Origin of the sequence: Exiguobacterium sp. LL15 (assembly GCF_024436095.1) — a bacterium.
Lineage (GTDB): Bacteria > Bacillota > Bacilli > Exiguobacteriales > Exiguobacteriaceae > Exiguobacterium_A > Exiguobacterium_A indicum.
Genome location: NZ_JANFNX010000001.1, coordinates 2,072,664 through 2,090,604 on the forward strand (window position 1 = coordinate 2,072,664; position 17,941 = coordinate 2,090,604).

The 17,941-nt window shown below is 46.2% G+C and carries 15 protein-coding genes; 2 read left to right on the forward strand and 13 right to left on the reverse strand.

The window, feature by feature from the left end; genetic code table 11:
• Positions 1-36 precede the first annotated feature (36 nt).
• The 6 genes from NOM72_RS10830 to NOM72_RS10855 all read right to left on the reverse strand — a co-directional run bounded on the left by NOM72_RS10830 (position 37) and on the right by NOM72_RS10855 (position 4,823).
• On the reverse strand, positions 37-621 hold the full coding sequence (locus tag NOM72_RS10830; RefSeq protein ID WP_023467420.1) for a YqeG family HAD IIIA-type phosphatase: 585 nt from the start codon (positions 619-621) through the stop codon (positions 37-39).
• Positions 622-757: 136 nt separating this feature from the next.
• Complete coding sequence (locus NOM72_RS10835) at positions 758-2,107, reverse strand: ArsB/NhaD family transporter (RefSeq protein WP_023467419.1); 1,350 nt, start codon at positions 2,105-2,107, stop codon at positions 758-760.
• A 50-nt stretch (positions 2,108-2,157) separates the two neighbouring features.
• Positions 2,158-2,937, reverse strand: a complete 780-nt coding sequence (locus tag NOM72_RS10840) for a phosphatidylserine decarboxylase (protein ID WP_051353617.1) — start codon at positions 2,935-2,937, stop codon at positions 2,158-2,160.
• Positions 2,930-3,418 carry a thioredoxin family protein gene (locus tag NOM72_RS10845; RefSeq protein WP_023467417.1) on the reverse strand — a complete coding sequence of 163 codons (489 nt, stop codon included), beginning with the start codon at positions 3,416-3,418 and terminating at the stop codon, positions 2,930-2,932. The genes NOM72_RS10840 and NOM72_RS10845 overlap by 8 nt, the downstream gene beginning before the upstream one ends.
• A 13-nt stretch (positions 3,419-3,431) precedes the next feature.
• On the reverse strand, positions 3,432-4,565 hold the full coding sequence (gene iadA, locus NOM72_RS10850) for a beta-aspartyl-peptidase (protein ID WP_023467416.1): 1,134 nt from the start codon (positions 4,563-4,565) through the stop codon (positions 3,432-3,434).
• 63 nt (positions 4,566-4,628) lie between these two features.
• Positions 4,629-4,823, reverse strand: coding sequence for a YjzD family protein (locus NOM72_RS10855; protein ID WP_023467415.1), 195 nt, complete (start codon positions 4,821-4,823; stop codon positions 4,629-4,631).
• Positions 4,824-5,021: 198 nt separating this feature from the next.
• On the opposite strand from NOM72_RS10855, the gene NOM72_RS10860 reads away from it, so the two are divergent.
• A complete protein-coding gene (locus NOM72_RS10860) occupies positions 5,022-5,831 on the forward strand; it encodes a Cof-type HAD-IIB family hydrolase (protein WP_035398424.1) in 810 nt (269 codons plus the stop codon).
• A gap of 50 nt (positions 5,832-5,881) precedes the next feature.
• Here the strand turns inward: NOM72_RS10860 and NOM72_RS10865 are convergent, their stop codons facing one another.
• The 7 genes from NOM72_RS10865 to NOM72_RS10895 form a co-directional block, all read right to left on the reverse strand.
• Positions 5,882-6,733 (reverse strand): YitT family protein, encoded by an 852-nt coding sequence (locus tag NOM72_RS10865; RefSeq protein WP_023467413.1) that lies wholly within the window; start codon positions 6,731-6,733, stop codon positions 5,882-5,884.
• Positions 6,734-6,920: 187 nt separating this feature from the next.
• Entirely contained in the window at positions 6,921-9,221 is a 2,301-nt protein-coding gene (locus NOM72_RS10870) for a glycoside hydrolase family 65 protein (protein ID WP_255999157.1), read from the reverse strand.
• 227 nt (positions 9,222-9,448) lie between these two features.
• Entirely contained in the window at positions 9,449-10,480 is a 1,032-nt protein-coding gene (locus NOM72_RS10875) for a LacI family DNA-binding transcriptional regulator (RefSeq protein ID WP_035398727.1), read from the reverse strand.
• A 34-nt stretch (positions 10,481-10,514) separates the two neighbouring features.
• Positions 10,515-12,038: an alpha-amylase family glycosyl hydrolase gene (locus NOM72_RS10880; protein WP_035398431.1), complete on the reverse strand. Its 1,524-nt coding sequence runs from the start codon at positions 12,036-12,038 to the stop codon at positions 10,515-10,517.
• A gap of 22 nt (positions 12,039-12,060) precedes the next feature.
• On the reverse strand, positions 12,061-12,894 hold the full coding sequence (locus NOM72_RS10885) for a sugar ABC transporter permease (protein ID WP_023467409.1): 834 nt from the start codon (positions 12,892-12,894) through the stop codon (positions 12,061-12,063).
• A gap of 1 nt (position 12,895) precedes the next feature.
• Positions 12,896-14,251, reverse strand: a complete 1,356-nt coding sequence (locus NOM72_RS10890; protein WP_255999158.1) for a carbohydrate ABC transporter permease — start codon at positions 14,249-14,251, stop codon at positions 12,896-12,898.
• Positions 14,252-14,377: 126 nt separating this feature from the next.
• Positions 14,378-15,634, reverse strand: coding sequence for an extracellular solute-binding protein (locus NOM72_RS10895; protein ID WP_174316741.1), 1,257 nt, complete (start codon positions 15,632-15,634; stop codon positions 14,378-14,380).
• A 455-nt stretch (positions 15,635-16,089) separates the two neighbouring features.
• Between NOM72_RS10895 and NOM72_RS10900 the strand changes: the two genes are divergently transcribed.
• Positions 16,090-17,877: a glycoside hydrolase family 13 protein gene (locus NOM72_RS10900; protein ID WP_075642001.1), complete on the forward strand. Its 1,788-nt coding sequence runs from the start codon at positions 16,090-16,092 to the stop codon at positions 17,875-17,877.
• The last annotated feature ends 64 nt before the right edge of the window (positions 17,878-17,941 follow it).

A 17,941-nucleotide genomic window follows, 5' to 3' on the forward strand; every position in this document is an offset into this window, starting at 1 on the left:
CTGCTGCCTTCCCTTTCATCTACCGATCTGACAGGGTTATTGTTGCTTATCCTGACGAAGTGTTTCGATCGGATGCTCCAGTGCAGAAGGATCTTCCTTGACGCGTTGTGTCAATTTATAGATTCCTTTGCGTTTCATCCGGCGGAAAATGACACGTTCCATCAGGCGATTGAATTTCGTGACGACACCGTCCGTCTTAACGACAGGTTGAACGTGGATGACTTCGATTCCAACGGAGTTTGCACCGAGTACATCCGTGAAGAGTTGGTCTCCTAAGAAGACAACTTCCTTCGCGTGATAACCGAATTCCGTCAATGCCCGTTTAAACCCGATAGGAAGCGGTTTTCGAGCAGGCGCAATATAATGCAATCCGAGTGGATCCGCAAACTTCTTGACGCGGTCTCCGTTATTGTTCGATACGATGATGACGTCGAAACCATATTGATTATTCACCATATCCAGCCAAGCAACCAATTCGTCTGGAGCATCTGCGATATTCCATGCGACGAGCGTATTATCAAGATCGGTCAAAATCGCTTTGACACCGTTTCGTTTGAGCATTTCAAGGTCGATATCGTAGATCGAAGCCACGAAATGTTTCGGATAAAGTCGTTTGAACAAGAATAAAACCTCCAGATAATGGTCTAGCTCTATAGTTAAGTTTAAGAAACAGTTATGCTCTTATCGTTCGATTATAGCACAATCAGGTAGTAAGAGCGACGCACAAAAGAAAACGGAAGGCGGACCTTCCGTTTTCTTAGTAATACCGAATCCACAAATAGAGTTGGGATAGAATCAACGTCACAATCGTGATCGGTGCTCCGTAAATCAAAAAGCGCATATAGGTGAATTTTTCACCTTGTCGTGTCGCGAGACCCGCGACGATGACGTTCGCCGATGCACCGATCAATGTTCCGTTACCACCGAGACAGGCACCGAGTGCGAGGGACCACCATAATACGTCCACTTTCGCATCTGCTGGTGATAATCCAATTCCAGCAGCTACATCATTGATGAGTGGAATCATCGTCGCAACGAACGGGATATTATCGATCGTCGCACTGGCGATACCAGACAACCAAAGAACAGCAGTCGCTGTCGTCTGAATGTCACCGCCTGTCAGATCAATCGTCTTTTCAGCAAGGTAGCGAATGATACCTGCTTCTTGAATCCCGCCGACGAGCACGAATAGTCCAGCGAAGAAGAAGATCGTCGTCCATTCAACACGAGCAAAGATTCCTTCTAGCTGATGATCGTTTTCAATCGTCAGCAACATCAGGATTGTCGCTCCAAGAATCGCGATCGCCGGTGCTTCGAGATGGAGTCCGATGCGATCAAGCACCGGATGCAGTACGAACAGCGCAATCGTACTGACGAGGACGATACTGCTTCGTGCGACCAATTTTCGACTGACGATATAACTCTTCTCATCGATTTCCATCAGTTTCTGCCGATCTTCCGCTTCAACATGTAGTTGCTTCCGGAAGACGAAGTAAAGAATGCCGATCGTTACGACCGTGATGACGAGGATGATTGGTGCGAGATTCACTAAAAAGGCATTGAACGTCAAGTGTGGATTCGCAGCACCAATCATGATGTTCGGTGGATCCCCGATCAACGTTGCTGTTCCACCGATATTCGCAAATAGGACTTCTGCGAGCAAGAATGGAAACGGCGCGATCTTCAGTATCTTCGTAATCGAAAACGTGATTGGAACGATCAATAGAACCGTCGTGACGTTATCAAGGAATGCAGATCCGAGTGCTGTCAATGCGGACAGTAAAACCAATACCTTGATCGGATCACCTTTTGTCGTCTTCGCAGCGCGGATCGCGATGTATTCGAACAAGCCAGATTGATTGGCAATCGTGACGAGAATCATCATCCCAATCAATAAGACGATTGTTCCCCACTCGATATATTCAAACAATGCAGTCTCGAGATCCACAATGCCGATGATGACCATCGCGAGCGCTCCAAGTAAGGCAACGATTGCTCGACTAATTTTTTCACTGATGATGAAGCCATAGGTCACTAAAAAAATAATGAGTGCGATATACGTTTGGACCTGCGTACTTCCGATTTCTGCTAATGCCAGTGCCGGCATGATTCATTCCTCCTAAATGTAAGGAGACGCCCATAACGGGCGCCTCGCTGTCATGAATGCCATTGTCCGAGGCGTTGCCCCATTAAAACCGGTCCAATCGCTTGGCTGTCTAACGTCAATGCATCTTTCGGACAAATCAGGACGACCGTCGAACCGAATGAGAAGTATCCAAACTCATCCCCGCGACGAAGGTCCTTCGACTCGTTCGTCCGAACGATCGAGTTAACGTTCAGTGCACCGACCATGACATGTTCAAGTGCATGTTTCCCTTGGACGATGCGCGTCACGCGACGGTAATTACGTGTCAACGGGCGAAGCGCATGTGTAAGACCAATCTCATTCACCGGTGCCGAATCGCGACCGAGCGTATAGCTCGTCCGGACTGTTCCATCCATCGGCACATGAACCCGGTGATAGTTTTGCGGACTTAAGTAAAAGATCATCACACGTCCACCAACATATTGCTGTGCTTCATGATGGGAACCGAGTAACTCGGATACCGTATACGATTGTCCTTTGACAGTAAAGCGGCTATCAGCCGTCAAATCGTCAACGACAGACAATACACCGTCACACGGACTGACGAATGCACCTTCTGCTTGATCGATCGGTCGCATTTCCGGTTTGACATGACGAATGAAAACGTCATGTAAACTCGAATACGCTTCTAAATTCTGAGTCGCTTCTGTCATATTTAAATCGTATGCCTGAACGAACGGACGGATGAACGGACGACTGATACGGCTCATCGCAAACCGTTTCAGTTGTTTAGCAACAAGCGGGTGTCCATTTAATTCGAACACGCGAGAGTAAAACCATTTTTTAATCATTGAGATCACCAGATGATTCTTCTTTTGAGTCCTTTACGTCTTTTCCAGCGAAGAACTCTTTATAGCTGTCTTCTGTTTGTTCACCTGCTACGCGTCCGACTTCCTTACCGTCTTTAAAGTGAACGACCGTCGGTGTACCCTCGATGCCAAACGTGTCCCAAGCCGACTGTTCGACAGCAAGATCGATCTGTTCGAATGGAATGTCTTGTTTTTCACCAAGCGGAACGAGATATGGTTTTACTTTTTCACAGTGGACGCATCCCGTTTGATAGAAATACGTATAGAATTCATCACCGGATTTCACTTTATCTGCGACTTGTGTAGCCGTTAGATTGCCATTCTTCGATGCAGAATCTTCTCGATCCGTGAAGACGAGCAGTAACCCCCCAACCAATACGATCAAGGCGATGACTCCCGCTGTAATCCAATTCGCCTTGGATTGCGGTTTTTTCGTGTTTTTTCGTTTCGACTTCTTTGACACGTCTATCCCTCCGTCATTCTGGTATTAGCCATTTTTTCTGAATCATTATAGCATGACCATTCGCAAGAATCGTATCGATTTGCAAAGCGTCATCAATCAGTAACAGATCCGCTCGTTCTCCAACCGCGATTCGCCCGCCCGGTATACCATATGCATCCGCGACATGCCGCGTAATCGTCGCGATTGCCTGATCAAAAGCAACACCCTGCTCCACTGCATCGCGTACGGCTTGCATCAAGGAAGAGGGTTTTCCTGTATCAATTCGCACTAATCGACCTGCCTCATCAAACGCCGGAAGACTTGCGCCAGCATCGCTCGACATCGTGATCTGCTCGAGTGGAATTCCCGCTGCTAAAGCACGGGCGACAGCCTGTCCTGCTGGAATCTCGCCTTCCGCAATGAAAGTTTCCGTCGTACACGTCGTGAAATCGATCCGTCCTCCTCGTTTCGCCCAGGCAAGTCCCGCTTCAAAGATTCGTTCACTTCGGTTGATATGCGTCGGAAGGAATTGTCCGATGGGGAGGTCCGTCGTATCAATCACCTCATGTAACAGATCGAGCCCTTGTTTCCCGTCTCCGATATGGACGTTCATCGTTCCCGACACTCCTTTGACCATGCCGGCAATTCGGGCTTCTGACGCTAATCGCGCGAGTTCATGAGCCGTCGGTTGTGTCGATCGGTGATCGTTGATGGCAATCTCTCCGATGCCAATCACTTCATTGATGAGGACGATATCATGTCCTGTCGATTGCGTCAGGAAGACCGGCGGAACCATATAACTTCCGCTTAATAGAAAGGGACGGATACCAGATGCAGCATATCCCCGTATATGTGCCAGTAGATCGATTCCAGTTCGCGTCCAGCCGTCCGTTCCGAGCAATCCGACAACCGTCGTGACACCACCTTCGAATATGTCACGAACAGTCAACGGTGCCGTTCGCGTGGCAAATCCGCCTTCTCCTCCTCCACCGATCGGATGTAAGTGTCCGTCGATGAATCCGGGGACTAGCCGTTTGTTGCGACCATCAATCCGGTGCGTAATCAGTGCTTCATCTATGGTGTAGGAACCGATTCCGATGATCTGGTTTCCTGCGATGTAGACATTTTGCGGCATCTCTTGCCACAGAACCTGTTCGATGACGATCATCAATCATTCCTCCTTAAGACAAAAAGCGAGCCTATCGCCCATATGACGACATCTCGCTTTTCCTTATTCTGCCTTAGTCCCTTGACCAAGACCTAAATCTTCATTGACGGCATCGAGTGCGAAGACGACAAGTGAAGTGACGACAGACATAGCTGTCGCGAATCCGAAGCTATACGTTACTGCATCAACTGCCGATACGATGAACACAGCCGTGTTCACGAGTAAGAATGACCAAAAGAATGTAACGAGAAAACGCATGATTTCCCCTCCGTTTCCATAACGTACTATAGAGTTATCCTACGATTTGTAGTATACCATTTTTTAATCCAAGCAACAGCTTTTCTCTAATTTTTTCAAGCGCTTTCTTTTCCTTGAAAAACTTAATCGTTTCATACGAAGGACAATCGCTTCATATGCTACAGTAGAATTAACGAAAAGAAAGCGGAGGATTTCATTATGACCCGTCACTTAATTGCTGTCGATCTCGACGGCACCCTTTTAAAAGATGATAAGACAATCAGCGCTGCGAATATCGCTGCGCTCCAGCGTGCGCGTGCGAACGGTCACGAAGTCGTCATCGCAACTGGACGACCATTTCGTCACGCCAGGAAATATTACGAACAGCTCGGTTTGACGACACCGATCGTTAATTTTAACGGTGGTCTCGTTCATCACCCGCAAGATAATCACTTTGAAGTCCAGCATCATCCGATTCCATTAAAAACTGTTCAACATATTTTAGAATCCGTCGCTGAGACGAAAACACAAAATATTGTCTGCGAAGTCACGGATCATGTCTATTTTCAATATGACCCAGTCGGCATTTACGAATTTTATACCGACCATGCCTTATCTGTCACGACCGGAGATTTACGAAAGGTGCTTATGCATGAACCAACGTCTCTCTTGATTCATGCCAAAGGAGAACACGTCGACGAGATCCGCTCCGAACTATCTGGCATCCATGCTGAGACGGTACTCAATCGTCAATGGGTGAAGCCTGAATTCATGGTCGAAGTGATGCGAAAAGGTACAAGCAAAGCGGTCGGTCTTGCTCATATCGCACACCACCTTGGAATTGATTCGCGACAGATCGTTGCGTTCGGTGATGAGGAAAACGATTTAGAGATGATCGAGTATGCTGGACATGGTGTCGCGATGGGTAATGCCATCCCCGCGCTGAAGCATCTGGCAAACGGCACGACGAAGCGAAATGAGGATGACGGGATCGCGTATTACTTGAGACACGTTCTTGGACTCGCATGATAACAGATAAAAGGCACTTGCTGCATATCGCAGAGCAAGTGCCTTTCTCATTATCCTTTTCGGAAGTATCCGACGACCGAGTCCGTTGCGACGACGTTGATGAATACTGTCTCGTCCGCTTCCCGGCAAATTCGTTCAATGTCCCGCAATTCGTGACGCTCGATGACCATCATCAACGTCGCTTTTTCAGCTCGCGAATACGTTCCAATCGAAGGAATTTGCGTGATTCCTCGGATGATATGCTGATGCAAAGCCGTCGTGATGTCATCCGCATGATTCGTGACGATGAAGATCGTCAGGCGCTGATTGCTCGTATGAATCTCATCGACGACCTTAGACGTCACGTAGATGAAGACGATCGTGTATAAAGCAGTCGACCAACCGAACAATGCGCCTGCTAATAATGCGATTAAGAAATTCAAGACGAACAGATACAAGCCGACACTACGATCGGAGAAACGAGCAAAGATGAGGGCAACGATATCGAAACCACCTGTCGAAGCACCGAACTTAATCGTTATACCGGTACCGATCGCAAGCAAGACCCCTCCAAACACTGCATTCAGTGTTTGATCACCTGGTATGACAGCATATTGAGGAATAAGACCAATGAAAATCGTCGTTGCCAATACCGAAACCAACGTAATGATTGTAAAACTCCGACCTAACATGATCCATGCGAGCACGATCAAAGGGATGTTCAACGCCAAGAACCAGACGTTTTCACCAAACGCAAATGCTGTATTTTGAAGGACTTGCGTCAGGATTTGGGCAAGTCCTGTAAATCCAGTCGAATAGACACCACTCGGAATCAAAAACCAGTTCATGGCAACGGCAATGACGAATCCCCCAATCGAAGCCACGATCACTTTTAACATACTTTCCTTTACTACTGCTGTCACACGCCGTTCTCCTCTCATTCATAACTATCTTGAAACACTTTAGCACATTCAAATGTCGTCGGATAGTCAAGATTTCCAAAGATTGATGTTCTTTTTCATGATGGCGTTTTCATTTGTGACAAAGGTGTCCTGCTTCTTGTTACACACAAAAAAAGAACCGACTAAAAAATCGGTTCTGTTTAATCTCTTATACTGTCATCGAAGCAGGAACTGTAATCTGTCCTCCCGCCGGAACTTCTACAGTTGTTCCATGAACGTTTAAGCTGAATGCTTCGCCTTCTGTTTGAGCGATTTCGACGGCATTTGGCTGTACATGGACATGGATATGATGACCGCGCCATTGCATCCGGAACGTATAGCTCGTCCAGCCTTTTGGCAACATCGGCTTAAAGGATAACGTATCGTTTGCCACCCGTAATCCAGCGAATCCATGGACGATCGACATCCATGATCCAACCATCGACGTGATGTGTAACCCGTCTTCCGTATCATTGTTGTAGTTATCGAGGTCAAGTCGTGCTGAACGTTGGTACAGTTCGACCGCTTTTTCCTCATAACCGACTTCCGCCGCAATGATTGAGTAGATACATGGTGATAATGACGATTCATGAACCGTGCGTGGTTCATAGAAATCGAAGTTCGCTTTTTTCTCTTCTACACTGAAGCGATCCGTCAAGAAGTAAAGACCTTGTAAGACGTCTGCTTGTTTAATGAAGACAGAGCGAAGGATCCGGTCCCATGACCAATTCTGGTTTAGCGGGAGATGTTTTGGATCGAGATCAGCGACCAAGATTTGTTCCTTATCCATGAAGCCATCCTGTTGCATGAAGATTCCTGGTGCTGCCTCATCTTTTGGATAATACATCTTCGAGTCGATATCTGCCCACTTCGCCAGTTCCTCATCCGTCAACGCTAATTGATGCATAAGTTCTTGCAGACGTTCTGGCTCTTCTTGTGCCAAATGACGGTGGACGGTCTGCGTATATTCGAGACACCATGCCGCAATCAGGTTCGTATACCAGTTGTTGTTGACGTTGTTCTCGTATTCGTTTGGTCCCGTCACGCCAAGAATCATGTAGACGTCCTTATGCGCGACGTAATTGACACGGCTTGCCCAGTAGCGAGAAATCTCGACTAATACTTCAAATCCGTATTGTCCGAGGTACGATGTGTCTCCCGTGTAATTCGTGTAATTATAAATCGCATGCGCGATTGCACCGTTCCGGTGAATTTCTTCATGTGTGATTTCCCACTCGTTGTGACACTCTTCTCCGTTCATCGTTACCATCGGATAAAGTGCACCCTTCATGCCGACATTCTTATCCGCATTTTCTTTTGCTTGCGGTAATTGATTGTGGCGATACTTGAGTAAATTCCAAGCCACTTCCGGTTTCGACGTCGCAAGGTAGAAGTTCAAGCAGTACGCTTCTGTATCCCAATACGTCGCACCACCATACTTCTCGCCCGTGAATCCTTTTGGTCCGATGTTGAGGCGTGAATCTTCACCTGTGTAGGTCTGGAACATATGGAAGATGTTGAAACGAATCCCTTGCTGTGCCTCGACATCACCTTCAATTTTCACGTCCGCTTCTTCCCAGTGGTGCAACCACGCTGCTTCATGTGTCGCAAGCAATGGTTCAAAGCCTGATTCGAATGCGACGTGAACCCGTTTCATCGCTTGCTCCAGTAACGCATCGATGTCATGGTCACGATTCGTTACGAGTGCGACGAATTTTTCGACTGTGACACCCTCACCTACTGCGGCTTGTTTCGTGAAACGATTCGCGACGTACTGCGTATTGCCATCGACGACCTCACACCGTGCGCCTTCGACGTCCGTGATCATCGCTGCCGTCACATGCCAATCGAGCTTTTTCGTTTTTGATGTGACATAACCAAACCGTTCTTCAATTCCGTGTTCGACAGGAAGCCAGAACTTCTCGTCATAGTTCGAGTCTTCATTTTCAACATCTGCATCGAGATACGATTCAATGACGATTTCTGCTTCAAAATTGACAGGCGTCACCGTATATTGCAAAGCAGCGATTTCTTTATCGACGATCGAGAAGAAACGCTTGGATTCGACCTTGGTCTCTTCTACACCATTCTTCAATAGCATCGTCCGTGTCAACACACCGTGTTGCATATCAAGTTCGCGTTTGAAGTCGATGACTTCCCACGTGTTCAAGTCAACAGCTTTTCCGTTGACGGATACTTTCAATCCCATGATATTGACAGCATTGAGTACTTTCGCGAAGTACTCCGGATAACCGTTTTTCCACCAGCCGACACGTGTCTTATCCGGATAGTAAACACCTGCGACATACATGCCTTGATGCGTGTCCCCTGTGTATTCTTCTTCAAACGTCCCGCGCATTCCCATATGACCGTTTCCGATCGATGTCATCGATTCTGCCAATCGATTATCTTCTGGATGAAAACCAAGCTCTGTAATTTTCCACTCATTGACCTCAAAAAGTCGTTTCATCGTCAAGTCGCTCCTTTTTATGCTACGCATGTCGGTCACCCTGATCATGTAAGCGTTTCATCTATACTATACATTCTTTATTGTACACATAAAAAGCATCAATGCAATCGTTTGCACGAAAATAAATTTCTTTTTCTGCAACCGCTTCCTTTTACTAGAAATCGATAGCCATTTGAATCAAAAAAAGTCTATTTTCAAACCAATCGGCTTAAAAATAGACTATCATTTCATGCTTCAGATTTTCCGCCACAAGACTGACGGACGACGAGATAATGCGGAACGATGACGCGTTTTCCATAAGGGGTCGCATCTTCATTGATTTGTTCAATCAAACAATTCGTCGCTTCAAAACCAAGTCCAAAAATATTGATTTCAACAGAAGTCAACGGTGGGCTTGAGAATTCTGCGATGAACAAGTTATTGAAACTGACGACGGCCATTTGATCCGGCACACCGATACCCATCTCATTCAGTGTACTCATGACACCAAGTGCCATCATATCGTCACTAACGACGACAGCCGTCGGCGGATGTTCAAGCGACATCAGTCGCTTGACTGCCTCAGCTCCTCCTGTCGTCATGAATGGTGCACTGACGATGTAGGATTCTTGAATCGGAATGCCCTCTTCCATGAGAGCCGTCTTGTAGCCACCGACACGCTCTTGCGTCACAGCTAGGTCCTGTGCGCCTCCTACGAATGCGATACACTCATGCCCAAGTTGATGCAAGTACTTCGTCACTTCGCGACCGGCTAGATAATTATCCGTATCGACATACGTGACATGTGATGAATCACTGAATGGTTTTCCGACGACAACGAACGGAAACTTCGAGTCTTGTAGAAATTGAACGACTTTGTCATCCGTACGGGAATACAGTACGACGACACCATCGACACGACGGCCCTGAACCATCGAGACGACACCTTCATATACTTCTTCTTCCGAGACACCTGTCGTCATATAGAGCGAATATCCATTTTGATGCGCTTTTGTACTGATTCCTCGAATGACCTCCGAAAAGAACGGGTTTTGTAGCGTTTTTGTTGCAGCACTTGGCATGACGAGACCGATCGCTTGTGTCGTTCGATTCGCTAGACTGCGAGCATGAACGTTCGGATAATATCCGAGCTCATCCATCGCCTGGCGCACCCGTTCCTTCGTCTTTTGACTGATGCGTGAACTATTCGCAATGACGCGTGATACCGTCGAGGGTGCGACATTCGCTTCCCGTGCTACATCCTTGATTGTTACCTGCATCCCCTTCACCTCACATTTCCCCTAGTTAAGTATTTTATTTTGTTTGACGTTGCATGCGTTTACGGTGAACGAGAAGAAGTATGAGCGCTAAAATCGGAGCGATCGCACCAATGGCAATGATCGACCACCAGTTGACTTGTGACTTTTCGATGACATAGCTATTCGCACTATTTGCATCAAGTGTGATCTCATAGGCGTCACCATCTTGACGCACCAAGTCTGAGAATAAAAGTCCTCTTAAACGCTGGTCATCACCGATTTCTTTCGCAGACACGCGTAAGCTCGTCTTTTTTTCTCCAAGATTGATCGCGTAAACGACTTGTTGTTGTTTCGTCTCCCGTGAGTAGACTGCCATATGATCGGTTTTTGCGATCAAGCGTTGCTTCCCTGTTGCAAACGCTGGGTAATCCTGACGCATCTCGTTCAACGTTTTTACGTACTGTTGCATCTTCTTGTTTTGATCAAATGTCATCATCATCCGGTTTCCAGGATCCTCGCCACCTGGCATCGCTACCTCTGTTCCTTGGTAGACGATTGGCATCCCCGGGGCAGCATAGAGTGCGAACAGCGCCAACCGAAGCTGCCGCTCCTCTTCGTCTGCTCCACCAATCTTTGCTTCCGTGATGAAGCGTTTGACATCATGATTATCAATGAAGGTTGCAAGTCCCTTGGCATTCGGATTAAACGTAGTATCTCGATTATAAACTGAATCGAGCTCTTCCGCTGAACCATTTTTGCGGGCAAACTGATCCTTGACTCCATAATAAAACGGGAAGTTCGTCACGGAATCAAAACCTAATTTTGAATAGGACGCGATTTTTCGCGGATCTCCATCGAATACTTCAGCCAACAAGAATAAGTCTGGATGCTTTTCTTTGACTGCTGGGATAAACGTTTCCCAAAATGAGGCTGGCACATGGCGAACTGTATCGAGCCGGTATCCGTCTATACCCGTTTCATCGACCCAGTAGTTCGCGACATCAACTAAATAATCGACGACTTCTGGATTTTCCGTATTGAAGTCCGGTAAATCGAACAGCCAGTTATTCTCGACTTCCGACGGGTTATTCCAATTCATGATCGGTTGATTTTTATGGAACCACTCCGGTTTTTCTTTCACCATCGGATGATTTGGTCCTAAATGATTGACGACAAGATCAAGGACGACCTTGATATCCCGTTTATGCGCTTCTTTGACGAGACGTTTAAACTCTTCCTTTGTTCCGAAGTGCGGATCAATCTCGTAATAATCATCCGTCCAGTATCCATGATAACCGTTCGGACGGTTCTTAAAGATCGGCGTTAACCAAATCGAAGTGAATCCCTTTTCCTTGATGTAATCGAGACGTTTCGTCACGCCTGCTAAATCGCCACCTTGGAACGCTTTTGGATTTTCAGGATCCGCCTCTTTATCATTACTCGGATCGCCATTCTCGAACCGGTCGACCATGATGAAATACATTCGTTCTTTTTCCCAACCTGCTGCTTCACCCGTCATCGGTTGAAGCCCGATAGACAAGAGAAGCGGCAAGAGGAGAAGCATTATGCCTCGTCTCATGCCGCTGATTTCCCCCTTATGATTATCCTTTTGTTCCACCAGCCGTCAATCCAGACACGAAGAAGCGCTGGAATGCGAAGAAGAGAAGAACGATTGGAACTGCTGATAATACGGCACCTGCCGCAAATAACGTGAAGTTATTGTCGAACTGCTCCGACACCATGTTGTACAACCCGACCGCAAGTGTCTGTTTCTCAGGAGAACGCAGGACGAGCGATGCTAAAATGAAGTCGTTGAATGGTGCCATGAAGTTGAACAACGCGATGACGGCGACCATCGGTTTTGCGAGCGGTAAGATGATTTGCCAGAAGATTCGTAAGTGACCGGCACCATCCATCCGCGCCGCCTCATCGAGTTCTTTTGGAATCGTATCGAAATATCCTTTTGCAAGATACGTATTCATTGGAATCGCTCCACCCGAGTAGAGTAGGATAAGCGCCAGATGCGTATCAAACAATTCTAACATATTAAGCAAGACATAAATCGCAATAATGGCAACGAATTGCGGTACCATCTGCAACACGAGGAACAAGATCAGTGAATTTTTCCGACCGACGAAGCGATAGCGTGAAAAAATGTATCCTGTTAACGTGATTAGAGCGACGGAGACGACCATCGTGATGACGGCAATCTTGATTGTGTTTAAATACCACATGCCATAATCCGTTTTTGATGGATCGAACAAATCGAAGTAGTGAATCAAAGTCGGATTACTTGGGAAGATATCCGATGTAATACTTTTCCCTGGGTTGAGTGAAGTACCAACAACCCAAAGGAGTGGATAGACGATAATGATGGAGGCGACCGTCAAAATGAGATATGACAACGCCATGTTGATTCGGTTTTGTTTTCTCATATTAGATCATATCCTCATCTTTGAATGATTTTGAACGCTTGAACTGAATGACGGCAATCGTCATGATGAAGAACGACAACACAAGCGTGATCGCTGCTGCGAATCCATACTGCGGGTTCGCGCCAAGCGACAATTTGTAAATCCACGAAATCAAGATATCCGTTCCACCAGCCGATTGACCTGGTACTGCCGGTCCACCGTTGTTGAAGAGATAGATGATATTGAAGTTATTGAAGTTGAACGTATACTGCGTGATCAAGATCGGTGCTGTTGCGAAAAGAATCATCGGCAATGTGATCAAGCGGAACTTCTCTCCTGCTGTCGCTCCGTCGATTGTTGCTGCCTCATAAAGATCTTCTGGTATCGACTGCAAGATTCCCGTCGTCAGTGTCATGATGTATGGGAAACCTAACCACCACTGAATCCCGATCAAGGCAAGCTTCGTATACGTCGGATCTGTCATCCAGTCGACACCGTCAGTAAGACCGATTGCTGGTAATAACGTCGTATTGAAGACACCGAATGTCTCATTGAACATCGAGCGGAAGATCAAGATCGTGATGAAGGCTGGTACTGCCCATGACAGGATCAAGATGGAACGGAAGAACCGTTTTCCTTTGAGTCCTTTTTGGTTCAGTAAGACTGCCAGTCCGATACCGATCGCGATGACACCTGTCGTCGAAGCGACGGTCCAGACAAGCGTCCAACCAAGAACGCTGACGAATGTGTCGCGGAAAATATCAACCGTGAAGATATTCAAGAAGTTTTGAATCCCGATCCAGTCGACCAATTTCGCTGGAGGCGAGTTGTTGAACTTATAGTTTGTAAAAGCAATCAAGAAAGTAAAAATCAACGGTAAGACGACTGTGAACACTAAAAGTACTAATGAAGGAATCAACATCGCATACGGGAATCCATTATCACGGAAATTCCGTAGTTGCATCTTCAAGGAAGGTACTTCGAGGTTCATGTCGCGCAACTTACCGATTCGATACGCATCGATAAAGTTCCAGACGTAAATGGCGATACCAAAGACAAGTAAAATCAAGGCAATGATGCCCTCGACCATTAGAAAGATCGAGTGATCCCCCCTTACGCCTGGTACCTCACCGAGTGTAATCAAGCCCCAGACCGCTCCGCGATCGCCAGGACCATTTCCGGCTCCTTTGAAGAACAGTTCAAAGTTGACGAGAAAATATGATAGTACGACGACAAAAAATGTCGCGCCTTTAAGGAATTGTTTATTGTATAGTTGTCCTACTCCTGGAATGATCGACATCAGCGCCGCAATCGTGCGGTGGTTCGTCTTTTTTTCAGGCGTTGGATTCGTCGGGTGTGGTGTTGCAATCGCAGCCATCGTCCGTTCTCCTTTCCAAAGGTCATGTCTGACCTCAGGCTTCTCTTCCAACCATAAAGATGAGGGGGAATCCAAGATCCCCCTCTCTTTATCTCTTTTTCATGGATTCACGCGTTCCATTTACGCTTATTGATTGTTAGCTTCGATTTGTTGCTTGATTTGTTTGACAGCATCATCAGCTGATTTTTGTGCGTCTTGTTTGTTTGTTGCAACAAGCTGAAGTGCTGCTGCCATTGGTTCCCAAACTTGACCCATCTCAGCGATGTTCGGCATTGGCACACCGTTTTGTGATTGTGCGAAGACTGCTGCTGCGACTTCGTTATCCTTGATTGCTGCATCTTCTTGAAGAGCAGTAACTGGTGGGATTTCATTGTATTTTTCGAACATTGCTTTAGCGTTTTCTTCACCTGTGAGTGATGCCAAGAACTTCTCAGCCCACTCTGCATTTTCCGAGTATGCTGAAATCGCGTATGTTTTTACACCAACGAATGTTTTGATCGGCTCACCGTTTGGAAGTTTCGGAAGTGCTGAAGCTCCAAGATTGATGCCTTTTTCTTTATAGCTCGCAACTGCCCATGGACCGTTCATGACAGCAACAGCTTTTTTATCGCCGAAGAGTTGGTCAAGTGCTTGACCACCGCCACCACCGATAAGACCTTTCGGGAAGAGACCTTCTTTGTACCACTTGCCGATGTAATCCATACCTTCGACAGCACCTTTGTTGTTCAAGCCGATATCTGCTGGATCCAATTTGCCACCGTTGTCTTTGAAGACATATCCGCCGTAGCCACCAATTGGACCGTGTGCGAAGTAGAAGTTATCCCAAAGCGCGAGGAATCCGTATTTGCCGTCTTTCTTTTGCTCTGTTGAGATCTTGTACAGATCGTCCATTGAAGCTGGTGCTTCTTTTAATTCATCTTTATTGAAAAGGAGGATTGGTGTTTCAACTGCTTTCGGATATCCGTAGACTTTACCGTCAAACGTTACTGCTGATTTCGCTGTATCGATGAATGGCTCAAGTGCTTTTTCGCCATCCTTGAGCTCTGCGATCAAGCCTTGGTCAACGACTGTACCGATTTGGTCGTGTGGAAGAAGCATGATATCCGGTCCTTTACCTGCTGGTCCGTCAAGTGCTACTTTCTTCTGCTGATCTGTCATCTTAACTTCTTTGACTTCGACTTTGACGCCTTCTTTTTCTTCGAACGCTTTAGCTGCTGCTTTAGTCGTTTCAGCTTTTTCAGTGTCTTCCCAGATGACGATCTTGCTTGGTTTTTTACTACCTGAATCTGAAGATGATGATTCAGAGTCTGATCCACCGCCACATGCTGCAAGTGCACCGATTGCCATGACAGATACAGAGAGACCTGCTACGAATTTTTTCATTTCCATGATTGAAATTTCCTCCCCAAGTTAACTTATGAATGATAAGTTTTAATGCACAACGTTTGCATAAAGGCACAACCATTTTCTCATGATAACAACCGAGTGGTTGTAAGCGTTTTATGAAAACGTTTGCATCACCTTTACATTTTTATTATACAATCTAAAATCCTTTTGACAAGTCCTTTTATTCAATTATTTTCTTACATTTCAAAAACTTTTTATTTTTGATTTCATTATTTGAATCAAATGCTAGATAGAATAAGTGCATAAAAAGAAAACGTTTTCATTTTTATTGTTTGCACAACATGATGCAAACGATTGCATCATACTCTCGACTTTTATCAGGAATCCTTGATTTCACTGGATTGGAATTGACTTTAAGAAAGCGCTTTACTATTCTTAGGTCGAAGACATAATCAATATGATGCAAGCGATTGCGTTAAGGAGTGACTGCCATGTTCAAAGAAGCTGTGTTTCACCGTGCGATGTCTCCGTTCGTCTATAAATATGATGAGCGAACAATCCACATCCGTTTACAAACGAAAAAAAATGACGTTGATCGCGTCGATTTGATATGGGGCGATCCATACGATTGGCATACTGAAAATCCGGATGCTGCCGATTGGAACTTCGATCCCTCAAAATCAAACTACTGGAATACATTTGAAACACCGATGAAGCGAAGTGGATCAGATGAGTTATACGATTATTGGTTCATCGATGTCGTACCTCCCTTCCGTCGTCTACGATATGGTTTCCGTCTCCATGACGGTTCAACGAGTCATGTATTCACGGAACGTGGATGGTTCGACGAAAAACCGCTCGATGATACTGGCTACTATTTCTGCGTTCCTTTTCTTAATGCAGTCGACGTATTCACTGCACCAGATTGGGTCCAGGATACGGTTTGGTATCAAATCTTCCCAGATCGCTTCGCAAATGGCGATACGACGAATGATCCAGCTGGTACACTCCCATGGAATAGTACAGCACCGACGACGACGAATCTTTTCGGTGGAGATTTCCAAGGGGTCATCGATCACATCGATTATCTCGTTGAACTTGGTATCACTGGTATTTACTTCTGCCCTATCTTCTTGGCGAAATCGAATCATAAATATGACACAATCGATTACTTAGAAATTGATCCACAGTTCGGTACGAAAGAGAAATTCAAGGAAATGGTCGATTTGTTACACGCACATGGCATTCGTATCATGCTAGATGCCGTTTTCAATCATGCCGGCTTCCACCACAAAGCATTCGCTGATATTCGTGAACATGGTAGTCGTTCCACCTATAAAGAATGGTTCCATCTGCGCGATTTCCCACTCGTGACCGAGCCGCTACCGAACTACGATACATTTGCTTTTGTACCTGAGATGCCAAAATTCAATACCGAGAACGATGAAGTAAAGTCATACTTACTCCATGTCGCCCGCTACTGGGTCGAAGAATTCGGAATCGATGGCTGGCGACTCGACGTCGCCAACGAGGTCGATCACGCATTTTGGCGTGATTTCCGTCAAGTCGTCAAGGAAGTCAACCCTGACACGTATATCCTTGGTGAAATTTGGCATGACTCACAGGAATGGTTGCTCGGTGACCAGTTTGACGCCGTCATGAACTATCCATTTACGAATGCCGCTTTGAACTTCTTTGCCTTAGATAAGACTAAAGCAAGCTCATATGCGAACGATATGTCGCATGTGTTGTTCTCAAACACGATGAATGTCAATGAAGTGACCTTCAATCTAATCGGATCACACGATACACCGCGTGCGTTGACACGTGCTGGGAATAACAAACAGAAGCTTCGTCTTCTCTTGTTATCGATGTTGACGTTCTCGGGTAGTCCGGTCATCTATTATGGTGATGAGATCGGTCTCGATGGCGATCAAGATCCAGGCTGCCGAAAATGTATGCCGTGGGATCCAGAGGAGCAGGATCAGGAGTTATTCGCCTATACACGACACTTGCTACAGCTTCGAAAGCAACATAAGACGCTTGCGAACAAAGGACATATCTCTTTCGTTCACGCGAATGATGAGACGAATACAATCATCATGCGTCGCATGAGCCCGGAAGGATTATATTATATCTACTTCAACAATTCAGATGCTCCCGTTTCGTTGACCGCTCCACAAGCTGGTCGGGGGCTTGATTTATTGACGAACACGCACCAGCAGACGCTTGATGTCTCTCTCCCTGCGTATTCTGGAACGATCGTTCAAGTCTTATAACCATTTAAAAGCCTGTACACTCACCTTCTGAAAAAGAAGTTTTGTGTCCAGGCTTTTTTCTGTA

Coding starts and splice junctions, on each gene's coding strand:
- NOM72_RS10875 (WP_035398727.1), bottom strand. CDS start 10,480: ATGCAGGTAACAATCAAGGATGTAGCACGGGAAGCGAATGTCGCACCC.
- NOM72_RS10890 (WP_255999158.1), bottom strand. CDS start 14,251: ATGGCTGCGATTGCAACACCACACCCGACGAATCCAACGCCTGAAAAA.
- iadA (WP_023467416.1), bottom strand. CDS start 4,565: ATGATCGTCATCGAACAGGTTCTGTGGCAAGAGATGCCGCAAAATGTC.
- NOM72_RS10870 (WP_255999157.1), bottom strand. CDS start 9,221: ATGAAACGACTTTTTGAGGTCAATGAGTGGAAAATTACAGAGCTTGGT.
- NOM72_RS10885 (WP_023467409.1), bottom strand. CDS start 12,894: ATGAGAAAACAAAACCGAATCAACATGGCGTTGTCATATCTCATTTTG.
- NOM72_RS10860 (WP_035398424.1), top strand. CDS start 5,022: ATGACCCGTCACTTAATTGCTGTCGATCTCGACGGCACCCTTTTAAAA.
- NOM72_RS10900 (WP_075642001.1), top strand. CDS start 16,090: ATGTTCAAAGAAGCTGTGTTTCACCGTGCGATGTCTCCGTTCGTCTAT.
- NOM72_RS10880 (WP_035398431.1), bottom strand. CDS start 12,038: ATGAGACGAGGCATAATGCTTCTCCTCTTGCCGCTTCTCTTGTCTATC.
- NOM72_RS10895 (WP_174316741.1), bottom strand. CDS start 15,634: ATGAAAAAATTCGTAGCAGGTCTCTCTGTATCTGTCATGGCAATCGGT.
- NOM72_RS10840 (WP_051353617.1), bottom strand. CDS start 2,937: ATGATTAAAAAATGGTTTTACTCTCGCGTGTTCGAATTAAATGGACAC.
- NOM72_RS10835 (WP_023467419.1), bottom strand. CDS start 2,107: ATGCCGGCACTGGCATTAGCAGAAATCGGAAGTACGCAGGTCCAAACG.
- NOM72_RS10855 (WP_023467415.1), bottom strand. CDS start 4,823: ATGCGTTTTCTCGTTACATTCTTTTGGTCATTCTTACTCGTGAACACG.